Source organism: Bacillus sp. FSL M7-0791 (genome assembly GCF_038627085.1).
Classification (GTDB): domain Bacteria; phylum Bacillota; class Bacilli; order Bacillales; family Bacillaceae; genus Bacillus; species Bacillus safensis.
In genome coordinates, this window is record NZ_CP152022.1 from 996,881 (window position 1) to 1,011,507 (window position 14,627).

General features: G+C 40.7%; 12 protein-coding genes. 6 read left to right on the top strand and 6 right to left on the bottom strand.

What is annotated here, in order from left to right; genetic code table 11:
- Nucleotides 1–30: 30 nt before the first annotated feature.
- Nucleotides 31–2,340: a YhgE/Pip domain-containing protein gene (locus MHI08_RS05005; protein ID WP_041109986.1), complete on the top strand. Its 2,310-nt coding sequence runs from the start codon at nucleotides 31–33 to the stop codon at nucleotides 2,338–2,340.
- A 143-nt stretch (nucleotides 2,341–2,483) separates the two neighbouring features.
- The gene (locus MHI08_RS05010) at nucleotides 2,484–3,533 is read left to right on the top strand and encodes a M42 family metallopeptidase (RefSeq protein WP_202739206.1); all 1,050 of its coding nucleotides are present in this window, start codon (nucleotides 2,484–2,486) and stop codon (nucleotides 3,531–3,533) included.
- Nucleotides 3,534–3,566: 33 nt separating this feature from the next.
- Here MHI08_RS05010 and MHI08_RS05015 read toward each other — a convergent pair whose 3' ends face one another.
- Complete coding sequence (locus MHI08_RS05015) at nucleotides 3,567–4,856, bottom strand: cation:dicarboxylase symporter family transporter (RefSeq protein WP_024425470.1); 1,290 nt, start codon at nucleotides 4,854–4,856, stop codon at nucleotides 3,567–3,569.
- Nucleotides 4,857–5,195: 339 nt separating this feature from the next.
- On the bottom strand, nucleotides 5,196–5,333 hold the full coding sequence (gene yhfH, locus MHI08_RS05020) for a protein YhfH (protein ID WP_008359029.1): 138 nt from the start codon (nucleotides 5,331–5,333) through the stop codon (nucleotides 5,196–5,198).
- A 156-nt stretch (nucleotides 5,334–5,489) separates the two neighbouring features.
- On the opposite strand from yhfH, the gene MHI08_RS05025 reads away from it, so the two are divergent.
- The 3 genes from MHI08_RS05025 to MHI08_RS05035 all read left to right on the top strand — a co-directional run bounded on the left by MHI08_RS05025 (nucleotide 5,490) and on the right by MHI08_RS05035 (nucleotide 8,951).
- On the top strand, nucleotides 5,490–6,233 hold the full coding sequence (locus MHI08_RS05025; protein WP_248351363.1) for an MBL fold metallo-hydrolase: 744 nt from the start codon (nucleotides 5,490–5,492) through the stop codon (nucleotides 6,231–6,233).
- 2 nt (nucleotides 6,234–6,235) lie between these two features.
- A complete protein-coding gene (locus tag MHI08_RS05030; protein ID WP_024425472.1) occupies nucleotides 6,236–7,225 on the top strand; it encodes a lipoate--protein ligase in 990 nt (329 codons plus the stop codon).
- Between the two features lie 172 nt (nucleotides 7,226–7,397).
- Entirely contained in the window at nucleotides 7,398–8,951 is a 1,554-nt protein-coding gene (locus tag MHI08_RS05035; RefSeq protein ID WP_342500049.1) for a fatty acid--CoA ligase family protein, read from the top strand.
- Between the two features lie 81 nt (nucleotides 8,952–9,032).
- Here MHI08_RS05035 and MHI08_RS05040 read toward each other — a convergent pair whose 3' ends face one another.
- Nucleotides 9,033–9,440, bottom strand: a complete 408-nt coding sequence (locus MHI08_RS05040; RefSeq protein WP_024425474.1) for a hypothetical protein — start codon at nucleotides 9,438–9,440, stop codon at nucleotides 9,033–9,035.
- A gap of 177 nt (nucleotides 9,441–9,617) precedes the next feature.
- On the opposite strand from MHI08_RS05040, the gene MHI08_RS05045 reads away from it, so the two are divergent.
- Nucleotides 9,618–10,901: a M48 family metallopeptidase gene (locus MHI08_RS05045; protein ID WP_342500050.1), complete on the top strand. Its 1,284-nt coding sequence runs from the start codon at nucleotides 9,618–9,620 to the stop codon at nucleotides 10,899–10,901.
- A gap of 244 nt (nucleotides 10,902–11,145) precedes the next feature.
- Here MHI08_RS05045 and MHI08_RS05050 read toward each other — a convergent pair whose 3' ends face one another.
- From MHI08_RS05050 to MHI08_RS05060, 3 genes are all read right to left on the bottom strand, one after another.
- Nucleotides 11,146–12,291 (bottom strand): S8 family serine peptidase, encoded by a 1,146-nt coding sequence (locus MHI08_RS05050; RefSeq protein ID WP_342500051.1) that lies wholly within the window; start codon nucleotides 12,289–12,291, stop codon nucleotides 11,146–11,148.
- A 387-nt stretch (nucleotides 12,292–12,678) separates the two neighbouring features.
- On the bottom strand, nucleotides 12,679–13,263 hold the full coding sequence (locus MHI08_RS05055; RefSeq protein ID WP_024426547.1) for a histidine phosphatase family protein: 585 nt from the start codon (nucleotides 13,261–13,263) through the stop codon (nucleotides 12,679–12,681).
- A 61-nt stretch (nucleotides 13,264–13,324) separates the two neighbouring features.
- A complete protein-coding gene (locus tag MHI08_RS05060) occupies nucleotides 13,325–14,620 on the bottom strand; it encodes a globin-coupled sensor protein (RefSeq protein WP_024426546.1) in 1,296 nt (431 codons plus the stop codon).
- Between the last annotated feature and the right edge of the window lie 7 nt (nucleotides 14,621–14,627).

A 14,627-nucleotide genomic window follows, 5' to 3' on the forward strand; every position in this document is an offset into this window, starting at 1 on the left:
TAGTCATTCATCTATGGGAGGAAAACAGCAATGAATTTAATTCGGAATCAATGGAAAGACATTGTGACGAGCAAAAAACTACTGATCCCGATTTTCGCTGTCTTATTTATTCCGCTGATTTACAGCGGCGTATTTTTAAAAGCGTACTGGGATCCATATGGTACAGTTGATCAATTGCCTGTAGCGGTGGTCAACTTGGACGAAGGCAGTCATTATGACGGAAAAACACTGCATGTCGGCGATGATTTAGTGAAGGAATTAAAGAAAAATGATAATTTCAAATGGAACTTTGTCGATAGTGAAGAAAAAGCCTTGAAGGGATTAAATAACGAGGATTATTATCTCGTCGTGGAAATACCAAAGAATTTCTCGAAAAATGCAAGTACAGTCCTTGATAAACATCCGAAAAAATCGAATCTGAAATATTATACGAATCCAGGTGCCAACTATGCGGCGTCACAAATTGCGAATAATGCCATTATCAAATTAAAAGATTCGGTTTCAAAGGAAGTCACAAAAAATTACGCAGAGGTCATTTTTGATAACTTCAAAACGATTGCAAAAGGCTTAGATCAAGCAAGCGATGGTGCGAAGAAAATTGATGACGGAACAAAAAGTGCAAAAGATGGCAGTAACAAGTTAAAGGATAATTTAGCAAAATTGGCTGAAGGAACATTAACCTATAGCGAAGGTGTTCATCAGTTTGCTGGTAAAATGGGTGAATTGAACACAGGGATACAATCTCTTGACAGCGGTCTTGGCCAGCTCTTAACAGGTTATCAAACCATCGATCAGAAATTTGGGGAGCTTGGTACAGGGATTGATACATTGACTGAAGGGCTAAACACAAGCCGCGAAGGTCATCAGCAGCTCGCTTCTAAAATGCCGCAATTTACAGCGGGTATTGAGCAGCTAAACAACAAAGCACAATCTTTTTCAGAAAAAATTGAAGCAGTAGAAAAAGTCTTGTCGTCACCAGAATTAGCGAATCTTGAAAAGATGGCGCCTAAACTTGATCAGGTGAAAAAAGACGCAAAAACGTTTAGTACAAAACTGGCTTCATTAAAAGAAGCGTTATCGAATCGAGATGCTAAAGTAAAAAGCATCATCCAAAACAGCTCAATGACAGATGAAGAGAAAAAGGCGGCAATGGATCAGCTTGACAGTCTGCCTAAAATCGAACTGCCTGATCTGTCTGGACTTGAACAAAGCTTAGCGGCCTTGCAGGAACTGCCTGATGCTAGTGAGGTTCAATCTGCGGTTGCTTCTGCAAAAGCTCAGCTGCAGCAAGTCAAACAGCTGCCAAAGAAAACGGAACAGCTGTACACGTCTACAGTCGCGATACAAAATGCGATTGATCAAATGACATCTGGTACGAATAAATTGTATCAAGGTGCACTGAAGCTCCAAACAGGTCAAGGCCAATTACAAGATGGTCTGCAAACAGCAAATGGAAAGCTTGATACAGCGAAAAGCGGTGCGGATAAGCTTGCCAATGGTTCAAGCCAGCTGAGTGCAGCGTTAAATAAGCTGGAAAGTGGTTCAACGAATATCCAAAGCAACACATCTAAGCTTGCTGAAGGCTCAAAATCACTCGATAAAGGATTGGGAGATTTAAAGAGCGGTACAGGTAAGCTGTCCGATAAATTAAAAAGCGCCGCTGATGAAACAGGAGAAATTGATGCGGGTCAAGACAATTACAATATGATTGCGAGTCCCGTGAAAACAGAAAATGATACAGCGAAAAAGATCGATAATTATGGTACAGGGCTCACACCTTATATTTTATCGATGGGACTCTTTGTAGGGGCTCTCATGCTCACAGTTGTATTCCCAATGAAAGACCCTGCTGGACGCCCTAGAAATGCGTTTGAATGGTTTTTCAGCAAATATAGTGTGCTCCTCTTTGTCGGTATCCTGCAAGCAGTCATTGCAAGCTCCATGCTCATCTTTGGGCTTGGTCTTGAGGTGGAAAGCCTCTGGCGCTTCTATCTCTTTGCGATTATCGTCAGTCTGACATTCTTAGCGATCATTCAGCTGCTGGCGACAACGATGGGGAACCCAGGACGCTTCATTGCCGTTATTATCTTGGTTCTTCAGCTCGCAGCAAGTGCTGGTACATTCCCGCTTGAGCTTGTGCCGAAATTCTTCCAAGTCATTCATAGTCTGCTTCCAATGACGTATACCATCAACGGATTTAGAACGATCATTGCAAGCGGTGATGACAGCTATTTATGGCACCAAGCAGCAATCCTTGGAACAGTTGCGATCATCATGATGGCGGCAACAACAGCATACTTTGCTTGGAACGTAAGAAAAATGAAACAGGACGAAGCTTAATCTATGAATCCTTTCTCTTTATAGAGGAAGGATTTTTCATTTGAAATTAGACATCTCGAACCTGAAGCGATATATTTTAAGAAGAGATGCTGAAAAAGGCATACATGGAAGGAATTGCTTTCAGACAAAGGAGGAAATGCCGAATGACAACTGAAGTAAACGAAACCGTTCAGCTGATTCAAAAGCTCGTATCAATCCCAAGTCCCTCAGGCAATACAGAAAAAGTGATCGGCTTTGTTGAACGTTTTTTACAAGATTTGAATATTGAGACAAAACGAAATCGAAAAGGCGGATTAATTGCCACCATCAAAGGGACAAATGACAAAGAACACCGCATGCTGACAGCGCATGTTGATACGCTCGGTGCGATGGTTAAGGAAATTAAATCAAATGGACGGCTTCGTCTTGCACTCATTGGAGGCTTTCAATATAACTCAATTGAAGGCGAATATTGTGAAATTGAAACAGCATCAGGCCATACATACACAGGGACCATCCTTATGCATCAAACTTCTGTTCATGTTTATGCGGATGCTGGAAAAGCGAAACGAGACCAAGAAAATATGGAGATTCGTCTCGATGAAAAGGTGAAAAATGCAGACGATATCAAAGCACTTGGCATTCAAGTAGGGGACTTTATTTCATTTGATCCGAGAGTGGAAGTGACGTCTTCAGGGTTTATTAAATCAAGACATCTTGATGATAAGGCAAGTGTTGCGCTGCTTTTGAGGCTCATCCACCGGATTCAAAAGGAAAAGATCACATTGCCGCATACGACGCATTTCTTAATTTCCAATAATGAAGAGATTGGCTACGGTGGCAACTCGAATATTCCAGAAGAAACAGTGGAATACCTAGCTGTAGATATGGGTGCGATCGGTGACGGTCAATCAACAGATGAATACAGTGTATCGATTTGTGTAAAGGATTCGAGCGGCCCTTATCACTATGGATTACGCAAGCATTTAGCTGCATTAGCAGAAGAGAACAACATTGATTACCGCCTTGATATTTACCCTTATTATGGCTCTGATGCATCAGCAGCCATTAGAGCAGGGCATGATATCATTCATGGACTGATTGGTCCTGGTATAGACTCCTCGCATGCTTTTGAAAGAACACATGAAGATTCACTTATCCATACAGCGGATCTCCTTTACTACTATGTTCAATCACCATTAATCACAGCATAAAAAAAGAACCCCGAAAGTTGGGGTTCTTTTTCATTAACTTGAAAGCTGTGTTGGCTCAGGTGCCTCTTGTCCAGTCATCACACGATGTCCTTTTTCAGGGTCATACTGCCCTTCCCATTTAGACATGACAACAGCTGCAAGTGCATTTCCTGTTAAGTTTACAACTGTCCGCGCCATATCCATGATACGGTCCACACCTGCAATAAATGCAAGACCTTCAGCAGGTACACCGATCGTTCCTAATGTCGCGAGTAATACAACAAATGAAGTACCAGGAACGGCAGCCATTCCTTTAGATGTAACCATCAGCACAAGAACTAGTGTAAGCTGCTGGACAATCGTAAGGTCAATGCCATATACCTGTGCAAGGAAAAGCGCAGCAATGGCTTGATACAAGACGGAACCGTCCAGATTAAACGTATAACCGATTGGGATAACGAACGAAACAATTCCTTTTGGACATCCGATGCGCTCCATTTTATCCATGACTCTTGGTAAAACTGTTTCAGAGCTGGATGTACTAAAGGCAAGAAGCATTTCGTCTTTCATGTAAGCAAGAAATCTGAAAATATTGACGCCAATCATCTTTCCGATAATTCCGAATACAACGATAAGGAAGAGAGCGAGCGCAAAATAAACAAGACCTACAAGCTTACCTAATGAAATAAGAGATTCAAGACCAAATTTTGATACGGTCACACCAATGAGTGCAAATACACCAAATGGTGCAGCTTTCATCACAACATTGACGACATGGAACATGGCATGTGATACACCCTCGAAGAAGGCGAGCACTGGTTTACCGCGTTCCCCAATCGCTGAAACGCCAAGTGCAAATAGCACAGTGAAGAAAATAATCGCAAGCAAATCACCTTCCGCCAATGATTGGAAGAAGTTCGTTGGAACGATATGAAGGAACGTATCAGCAACTGATTTGCTGCTTTGCTCTTTTTCCGTTTCAACATACTGGCTAATATCTTGTTTTTCTGCATGTCCAAAGTCAACGCCTGCACCAGGTTGTACAAAGTTTGCAAGGACAAGACCAAGGACAATCGCAAATGTTGTGATAATTTCAAAATAAAGAATGGTTCTAAAACCTAGTTTCCCTACTTTTTTACCATCACCCGCACCTGCAACACCTAAAATTAAGCTGGATACGACAATTGGTATGACAATCATCTTGATGAGTCTTAAGAAGAAGTCTCCAATTGGTTTTAAGTATGTCTCGACACCTGGGTTACCGAAAAAGATTGCCCCAACAACGACACCGAGAATAAGACCGATTAGGATTTGAGTAGCCAATCCAAATTTTAATTTTTTCATAGATTTCCTCCCTAACATATTCATTAAAGGAATATTCCCATCATATTAAGTTTTAATATATGAATTAAAGTATAACTAAAATTAAAGAGGTTCGTCCACGATAAAATTATATTAAGAAAATACAAAATTGTTAGAAAAAATAGACATTTAGAACCCCCTTCATTGCTTCGAGTCAATAAAAAGTGTCTTCAGAACTAAAACTCATCATATGAAAATACTAAAAAACCCTTTTGTGACAGGGGTTTTACCTTTTTACCTATTTTTCAGAAAAAATAAAAAGCACTTTTGACTCCAACTGACGAAGGAGGAAAAAAGTGCTTTTTTATTCAATTTATTTCCTTATTTAAGATAACTTACTTGTGAGCATTCCTCACATTCATTACCATAACACTCGTGCTGTTCCATTAAATCATTTCCACATTTTGTGCATTTTTTTGAGGGCAAATTTCTAAAAAACTCTGTGATTTTTCCTAGCATTTGTCATCCTCCTATACGTTTTGTTGCTATTATTGTATTATAACAGATTAATAATTGTCAATCTGTTTTGTAACAATAGGCAGGAAGAATGCTTTTTTCATGAAAAATGGGTATATTGTAAGAAGGGGATTTTTAGAAAAGGAGGGAAAAATGACGATGAAATTAACCGTAATTGGATGCTATGGAGGGTTTCCGGCAGCTGGTGAAGCGACATCAGGCTACCTTTTTGAATCAAATGGCTTTCGTCTTCTTGTAGACTGCGGAAGCGGTGTTATTTCAAAGCTTCAGCAATACATTGATATAGAAGAACTAGATGCTGTTCTCCTTTCTCATTATCACCACGATCATATTGCAGATATCGGACCACTCCAATATGCGAAGCTAGTGGGATATCATTTAGGAAAAAGCAGCGGCCCGCTTCCGATCTATGGACATACTGGTGATCAAGAAGCATTTGGACGGCTTTCTGATGATGTACATACAAAGGCAAAGCCTTATCAGCCGGAAGAAGGGATTCAACTCGGACCCTTTCAAATTGATTTTTTGAAAACGGTTCATCCAGCAGAATGCTATGCGATGAGAATTCAGGCAGAAGATGCTGTGGTCGTGTATACAGCAGACTCAAGCTATCAGGAGGCATTTATTCCATTTAGCAAGGGGGCAGATCTGCTCATTGCCGAAAGCAATTTTTACGCCGGACAAGATGGATCAGGTGCTGGACATATGAACAGTACGGAAGTAGGAAAGATTGCAACGGAAGCAAATGTTGGGGAACTCATCATCACCCATCTGCCCCATTTTGGTCGTCATAAAGACCTAGTCAATGAAGCACAGGCGTTATATACTGGCAGTATACAGCTTGCCCATTCAGGGCTTAGATGGAACAAGGAAGGAAGATAGAGATGCTGTTTATCGATAACGAACAACATTATGATCCAATGATTAATTTGGCAATTGAAGAATATTGCTTAAAATATTTAGATCCAGAAGAAACGTATTTGCTGTTTTACATTAATCAGCCGTCGATCATTATCGGAAAGAACCAAAATACAATAGAAGAAATCAACACAAAGTATGTGGAAGACAACGGAATCAAAGTCGTGCGCCGCTTATCCGGCGGTGGTGCAGTTTACCATGACAAAGGGAACTTAAACTTCAGCTTTATCACAAAAGATGATGGAGACAGCTTCCATAACTTTAAAAAGTTCACAGAGCCAGTCATCAAAGCGCTTGAAAAGCTGGGCGTTAAAGCTGAATTGAGCGGCAGAAATGACATCATGGCAGATGGACGTAAAATTTCTGGAAATGCCCAGTTCGCAACAAGAGGACGTATTTTCAGCCATGGCACACTTCTATTTGATTCAGAAATTGAACATGTCGTTTCGGCTTTAAATGTGAAAAAAGAAAAAATTGAATCAAAAGGCATCAAATCGATTAGAAGCAGGGTTGCCAATATTAGTGAACTGATGGATCAAAAAATGACAACAGAAGAATTTAGAAAAATTCTTTTAAGCTACATTTTTGATACAAATGGGGACGTGCCTCAATATCGCCTGACTGAAAAGGATTGGGAAAAGATTCACGAAATTTCTAGAGATCGCTATCAAAAATGGGAATGGAACTACGGCCGTTCACCGAAATTTAATTTGCAGCATTCTAAGAGATTCCCTGCAGGCTCCATTGATTTGCGATTAGAAGTGAAAAAAGGGATGATCCAGGATTGCAAAATCTTTGGTGATTTCTTTGGTGTAGGGGATATTGCCGATATTGAGAAGCGGCTCATCGGACAGCAATATGATCGTAAAACGATCAGTGATGTCTTAGAAGATATGGATATGCGCCACTATTTCGGCAACGTATCAAAAGAGGATTTTCTTGATTTGATTTATTAATTGCGGGAAAGCACGGCTAGAGATAGCAGTGCTTTTTTGATTGAAGGAAATGAAAGCGATTTACATTTGATCTTGTGGATTTTTTCGATTGTCTATTATAATAGAAAGGAGGAATGTTCGGCCATAAAATGAATGGTCATTCATTCATTGATGACATGTAAGGGGTGGGAGAATGGATTTGATCAAAAATCTTCAGCAGACGGCGATGACGAAGGGAGAAAATATCGCACTGATCTTTGAAGGAAAGAAGTGGACCTATCGAGAGCTGATGACAAGTATTGAGCGTTTTGCAGATGGATTAGTCAACGAAGGGTTTCAAGCTGGGGATCATATCGCGCTTATTTTAGGAAATTCACCGCATTTTGTCATTTCTTTTTTTGGCGCATTAAAGGCAGGGCTTGTCGTTGTACCTATTAACCCAACGTATACACCTAGTGAAATTGGATATATGCTCATCACAGGCGATGTGAAAGGGATTGTGGCGCCTGAACAGCTTCTGCCAGTTTACGAGCAGGTGTATGAGCAGCTTCCGTCGATTGAAAGAGTCATTATTTGTGCAGAAAATGAATCGGTGTGCAGATCAAGCTTCAAGGAAGTATCTGATCGACTTGTTTTCTTTGGAAAACTTGTGTCAGGTGCTGCGAATGAAGACGTACATCCTTCCATTCAGCCAGATGATACCGCTGTTATTTTATTTACATCTGGCACGACAGGAAAACCAAAAGGTGCCATGCTGACTCATTTCAACCTTTATTCAAATGCCAGAGATGTCGCTGAGTATTTATCAATTGATAAAGAGGACAAGGTTATTGCCGCTTTGCCAATGTTCCATGTATTTTGTTTAACAGTCTGTATGAATGCGCCGTTGATTCATGGTGCGACGATTTATGTCTTGCCGCATTTCAGCCCGTCAGAGCTTTTGCGCATGATGGAAAAAGAGAAGCCAACGCTATTTGTTGGAGTGCCCACCATGTATAACTATTTGTACCGCCAGGAGGGGCATGAGGAAGCGATGTCATCCGTGAGGATCTGTATATCAGGTGGTGCCTCAATGCCTGTTGCCTTACTCCATGGCTTTGAGAAAAAATTCGGTGTTACGGTCCTTGAGGGCTATGGGCTATCAGAGGCATCTCCAGTGACTGCATTCAATCCCCTTGACGGAAAAAGAAAACCAGGTTCTGTCGGGACTGACATTATGAATGTGAAGAATAAAATTGTGAATGAACTAGGAGAAGAAGTCGGTCCAAATGAAGTCGGAGAGCTGATAGCAAAAGGGCCAAACATCATGAAAGGCTATTATCAAATGCCAGAAGATACAGAAGCTGCACTAAGAGACGGCTGGCTGTATACTGGCGATTTGGCGAGAAGAGATGAAGAAGGATATATTTATATTGTCGATCGGAAAAAGGATATGATTCTTGTTGGCGGTTATAATGTTTATCCAAGAGAAGTAGAAGAAGTACTCTATCAACATGAAGCTGTAGCAGAAGCCGTTGTCATCGGTGTGCCAGATCCGAACACGGGAGAGGCAGTCGTCTGTTACATTTCCCCTAAGAAACATGCTCACATCAATCAAGAAGACATCATCACACATTGTTCACGCTATTTAGCAAAATATAAGCAGCCCCAAACGATCCATTTCATAGATGATATTCCTAAAAACACAACAGGTAAAATTTTAAGAAGAGCGCTAAGAGAAAAGTATCAAGCAGAAGAAAGTAAATAAAAAAAGGGAGTCTCTGATGAGGAGACTCCCTTAGCATGTAGACAAATCCTCGCAATTCAAAGTTTTCTCTCAAAGATCATTTTAGCTCTTTTGAATGGCTTCTTTTAACTGTCTCTGAAAAGAATTCGACTGTTTTTGATTCAGTTCATAAAACGTTCCATCAACTAAAAAAACGACCTGTGATCGGTTGGTCCAAAGCTGGAAGGTGGTGCCGTTTGTTCGTCCGAACATCACCTTGGCGATATAATCGGGCTTTTTTAAATTTTTCTTGAGATGGTTGCTTGTTTGTTTGCCTTTATTTAATTCTTCAATTAAATCTTCTACTGTGTCCTTATCATCTATTTCATAAGAGATGGATTCATTCGCAGGTGAGAGCAGCAATTTTTCAGCTCGATTCTCATCAAAGATTTCGCTCGTCCGGCTGAACACATAAAAGAAGGTGATTAATAAAAGTCCAAAAATCACAATTCCTGCAAGGATTTTCTTCATTTTGATCCTCCAACTTACTGTTTTACATGTAGCTTCTCCGATTTTTGAGTCGCATAATCATTTTTTTCGCGAAAGCTTTTTCTGATGGGGCATGCTATGATGGAGCCACATGAGACAGGTTCTAAACGAAAAAATGCATGACTAGAATAGAGAGAGGGATGGAAAGGAGGCTGACCTGTGCGAGTACGTAAATGGATGGCTCTTGCAACGATAGCATACATATTGTACGGTCTTTTTATTTATTCGTATCTGTTTCTAATGGGGGATTCATCGGTACCTGAAAGTGTAAAAGGGACAAGTGCAGATCCGCATACCTTTATGACAAGTCATGAGCTTGTGATCAGCGAGAATTTCTCGAATATACGGAATCTGCTGTATTTCATAACCATCCCATTAGATTGGTATGTCTTTTTCCTTTTGCTCATTTCAGGGTTTTCACGGAAAATAGCAGATTGGAGCATGGCAGCAGCTCGTTTCAAGTTTTTAAGCAAACTTGTGTATGTGTTTGTGCTGTCACTTCTAACAATGATCATTTCATTGCCAATTAAGTGGATTGGCTATCAGCTGTCTTTGCACTACGGAGTATCTGCACAAAGTACGGCAAGCTGGTTGAAAGATCAAACACTGGATTTTTGGATTCAATATCCGCTCCTTGCCCTTTGTGCTATTGTGTTCTTTTGGCTGATTCAAAAGAGAAGAAAACACTGGTGGCTGTATGCGTGGTGTTTGACAGTCCCAGTTACGCTGTTTCTCTTCTTTATACAACCGGTCGTCATTGATCCGTTATATAACAATTTTTATCCACTAAAGGATCAAGCTCTAGAGAAGAAAATATTAACGCTGGCAGACAAAGCGCATATTCCGGCAGATCATGTATATGAGGTCAATATGTCTGAGAAAACGAATACGATGAATGCTTATGTCACAGGAATTGGTGAAAATAAGCGTATTGTCTTATGGGACACAACACTGCAAAAGCTGAAAGACCAAGAAATTTTATTTATCATGGCGCATGAAATGGGACATTACGTCATGAAACACGTCTATATTGGATTAGCAGGATATTTAGTGCTGTCATTGGCCGGATTATTTGCAATCGACCGTCTTTATTTTTATCTTTATCAAAAAGGAGCAGCCACATTTCGTCTCAAGGTGTCACACGACATTGCTGCTCTTCCGCTTCTTTTAATCATCGTATCGATGCTGTCATTTGCAGCTTCACCTTTTACAAATGCAATGTCAAGGCATCAAGAACGGGCAGCCGACGAATATGCGGTGAACATGACAAATGATGGGGAGGCAGGCGTAACGTCTTTTCAAAAGCTTGCAAAATCAGGGCTGTCCCAGGTAAATCCACCGTTTTTAGTGAAGATCTTCCGCTATGGACACCCAACCATGATGGAGAGAATCATGGATATGGAAAAAGCGGCGGAAAAAGAGAAAACGCCGAAAAAGCAGTAATAAATAAAATCCGGCTGGATCAGCCGGATTTAGATTGTTGACAAAGGGCTAAAATGATCTTGATTTTAGCTCTTTGTCTTCTTTTCAGCGTGATAGAAAACCTTTGAAGTCTAGGAAGGACGAGTACCGGAGCGGAGCGAATTGAGTATTCGTGAGCACCGGCACGCAGGACTGACACCGAATGCGAGGGTTTGTCTACGCGCTGAATCCGGCTGGATCAGCCGGATTTTATTATCACACTTGGTTAGTTAGAAGCAGCTTGAACGTTGATTAACCCTTTTCCATAATAGAATGAGTCACCAAGCGGTGTCGCTGTATTTTCTAAGCGCTGGCGAACCTGTGAATTTGTTAGGTTCGGGTTTTTAGAAAGAATAAGCGCTGCTGCTCCTGCTACATGAGGAGATGCCATAGATGTTCCAGTATAAGAAGTGTATCCACTGCTTGGCACTGTACTTAAAATAGAAGTACCAGGTGCAGAAACATCTAATTCAGGACCTGCGCTAGAAGATGAGTTTCTGACATTGTTACTGTTTACATTGGCAACAGCAATTGTAGACTCGTATTTGGCTGGATAGCCAACTGTACTTCTAGAGCCACTAGAGCCTGAATTACCTGCGGCGGCAACAACAACGACTCCGCGGCTGTTTGCTGTATCAACGGCATTTTTAAGTGCTGTTGAACCGCTTGCTCCGCCTAAACTCATATTGATGACATCCATGTTATTGGCTACAGCCCATTCAATACCGCTAATAATCCAGCTGTATTGTCCGTCGCCATTGCGGTCTAATACTTTCACAGCATATAGGGAAGCGCTTGGAGCGACCCCAAGAACACCAATTGTGTTATCAAGGGCAGCAATGGTTCCAGCTACGTGAGTTCCATGTGATTGAAAGTCTTGGGTGGCATTTGGCTCTGAAGGGACGAAGCTCGCACCGCCTGCAACATTTAAGTCAGGGTGTGCAGCGTGGATTCCAGTATCAAGGACAGCTACTTTGACATTGGCACCTTTATAACCTTGAGCGTGTACAGCTGGAGCTTTGATTTGAGGGATTCCATAAGGGACGGTTTGTGCATATGCTTCTGCTTTATGGTCTTCTTCTACGTAAGCAATGCTAGGGTCATGTTTAAGTTTTTTGGCGGCTTGTTCGGACATTTTCACTTGTGCAGCATTAATGAGGCGGTATTGTTTTTCTAGTTTTCCACCATTTTGAATGACAGCTTGTTTCTTAGAGCTGTTTGTGGTGGCAGAGGCTTTAAAACCAACAATATAGCTTTTTTCACTATCTGTTTTGGAGACCGTCTCGGCATTTGCCATGGAGCCTCCAAACCCTGCTGAAAACAGAAGAGGGACAGCCAATAAAACACTTGTCATCACATTTTTCTTTTTCACGCACATTCCACATCCCTTTTTCTTATTTCAGAATAATCATCCGTAGTCTATAAGAATGATCCGTTTGATTATTCTGTATATTCAGTTTAATGGAAGTAGGCAAATAAGAGTAGACCCGAATTTTTGTGAAAGTCCTAGCGAAAATTGGGGAATTAAGTCACTTGGAACTGGTGGTAAAATATGTTTATTCTATCATTTCAGCGATGATCTATTAAAAAGGGAGTGTGCTTTTTTTCTCATGATCCATTTCCGGTTAAATATTCGATACCCGAAAAGCCATAAAATAGGTAGAATCGTCTAGCATCTATTTCGAATTTCGATATAAAAAAATATTATTTTATCATTGTTTTTGCCATAAAAAAGAACCTGCTAAGATAAACAGGCTCTTTAAGAAGGGGCGGATTGAGTTAAATGGCTGACCACGTTGTAATCACGGACCTTCCATTTACCATCTGACCATTCCACATAATTTAAGCAAGCATTAACAAGTCTCGTGTTCTGTAAACCCATATGTTCATCAGCCAAAGTGGTGAGTAAAGCATGGATAGCAGCTCCGTGAGCCACGATCAGGACATGTTGATCTGGATAGGCGGCTCTGACTTTCTCAATACCTTCCAGCATTCGGTTTTGAATCGTCTCAATTGGTTCCATATTTGGATATTGTTTATCTGGAAACAGCTTTTGACGCTCCTCAAACGACATGCCTTCAGCGTCACCATAATCTCGTTCTATAAAATCATCCATGATGACAAGTGGGGCATGGACATGATTTAAAATCAAGTGTGCCGTTTCTTTTGCCCTTGTTAGTGGACTGGAAATGACAACATCCCAATGGACATCCTTTAAGTAAAGTCCAGTTTGTTCAGCCTGCCATTTCCCTGTGTCGTTTAAAGGGATATCTGTTCGTCCTTGAATTCGTTTCGCTGCATTCCAATCTGTTTCCCCGTGTCTGACTAGGCAAATTGTTGTCAATCAAATCCCGCCTTTTCTATCTTTTCTTCTATTATACTAAAGCAGAAGAAAAAAGACTGTATTAGCGATTTGTCAGGCTTGTTAAGGATTCGACAGAGCTTGCGACTTGAGACACCGTTTGTTTGACTTCCTTCAATTCGTTAAGGAAGGTCTGAAGGTCAATTTCAATTTTTCCGTTTTGGTTTTTGCTTAAGTTCATGCTGCTGACGATATCATCAAAGAGTGAATTGATTTGTGTCATTTTTTCTTTACTGTCTGTTACAAGTAAATTCACGTCCGCAATGTGCTGAGAAACAATGGCGATTTGTGAATTAGTATTGTTGACAAGTTCAGATACAGTTGAAACCGTTTTCTTGGTGTCCTCTGATAATTTGCGTACCTCGTTTGCAACGACAGCAAAGCCTTTTCCGTGTTCACCTGCTCGTGCAGATTCGATTGAGGCATTTAAAGATAACAAGTTCGTCTGCTCTGCAATGCCTGTGACAATCCCAAAGATTTGTTCAATTTGTTTGGCGATTTCTTCAAGGCGTTTAATTTCTGTTTCAATTTTTGTCATGCTGCCATCAATTTGGTTCATTTGTGTTTGCTGAATTTCTAATTCTTTTTTACCGCCGATTGATTTTTCTTCGACCTGTGCTGAAATTTGTGTTCCAGCTTGTGACATGTCCGCCATCTCATCCGATTTTGAGACAAGCTTGTCGACTGCACTTGTTGTGTTTGAGAAGAGCGAAGCAAGCGAATTTGAAGTCTCTGTGATTTTTGTATGAAGCTCCTGCTGCTGCTCTTCTGCTTCATCACGAATTTTAGAATATTCATTTTGGAATGTATCTAGGACAAGCTGCTGCTCTAAATTTAAAATTTTCGTTGTCGCTTTGACCGCTGTCTGATATTCTTTGAAATCTTGGATATGGTTAGCGAATAAATCCATAATGGATAGCAGAAGGTCTTGGAATGCTGCCATGTACCATTTAGGCTGGAGTCCAATCCGTAAATGAACTTGCGCGATTTTAATGCGTTTTGCCACATAGGCTTCGTCAATCACACCTGCAAACATTTCGCTAATATGAATGCGGAGTGTTTTTTTCAAACGATCGACAGAACTATTGTCTTGAATGATATGCATCAAGGAAGACTCGACTTCTAAATTTTTATAAAACTTATCAACAATATGTGCAATATCATCCTGAACAATTGGATTGAGCTGTTTTAATATCAATAGGTCATGCTGCGTCAGGTCAATCATTTTGATTTGTTTGGCGATGTCCGTATTGTTCGAGAAGTTGATTCGTTTTATCCCATCATCCTGCTGTGTGAAAAAAGCAGTGTTTTTTCTTTTCGGTTCTTTTTTAAATAACAATGTGTTT

What these genes read in the sequence shown, in the direction of transcription:
- MHI08_RS05025 (WP_248351363.1), top strand. Translation starts at nt 5,490, where the DNA reads ATGAAATTAACCGTAATTGGATGCTATGGAGGGTTTCCGGCAGCTGGT.
- MHI08_RS05030 (WP_024425472.1), top strand. Translation starts at nt 6,236, where the DNA reads ATGCTGTTTATCGATAACGAACAACATTATGATCCAATGATTAATTTG.
- MHI08_RS05035 (WP_342500049.1), top strand. Translation starts at nt 7,398, where the DNA reads ATGGATTTGATCAAAAATCTTCAGCAGACGGCGATGACGAAGGGAGAA.
- MHI08_RS05015 (WP_024425470.1), bottom strand. Translation starts at nt 4,856, where the DNA reads ATGAAAAAATTAAAATTTGGATTGGCTACTCAAATCCTAATCGGTCTT.
- MHI08_RS05005 (WP_041109986.1), top strand. Translation starts at nt 31, where the DNA reads ATGAATTTAATTCGGAATCAATGGAAAGACATTGTGACGAGCAAAAAA.
- yhfH (WP_008359029.1), bottom strand. Translation starts at nt 5,333, where the DNA reads ATGCTAGGAAAAATCACAGAGTTTTTTAGAAATTTGCCCTCAAAAAAA.
- MHI08_RS05010 (WP_202739206.1), top strand. Translation starts at nt 2,484, where the DNA reads ATGACAACTGAAGTAAACGAAACCGTTCAGCTGATTCAAAAGCTCGTA.
- MHI08_RS05040 (WP_024425474.1), bottom strand. Translation starts at nt 9,440, where the DNA reads ATGAAGAAAATCCTTGCAGGAATTGTGATTTTTGGACTTTTATTAATC.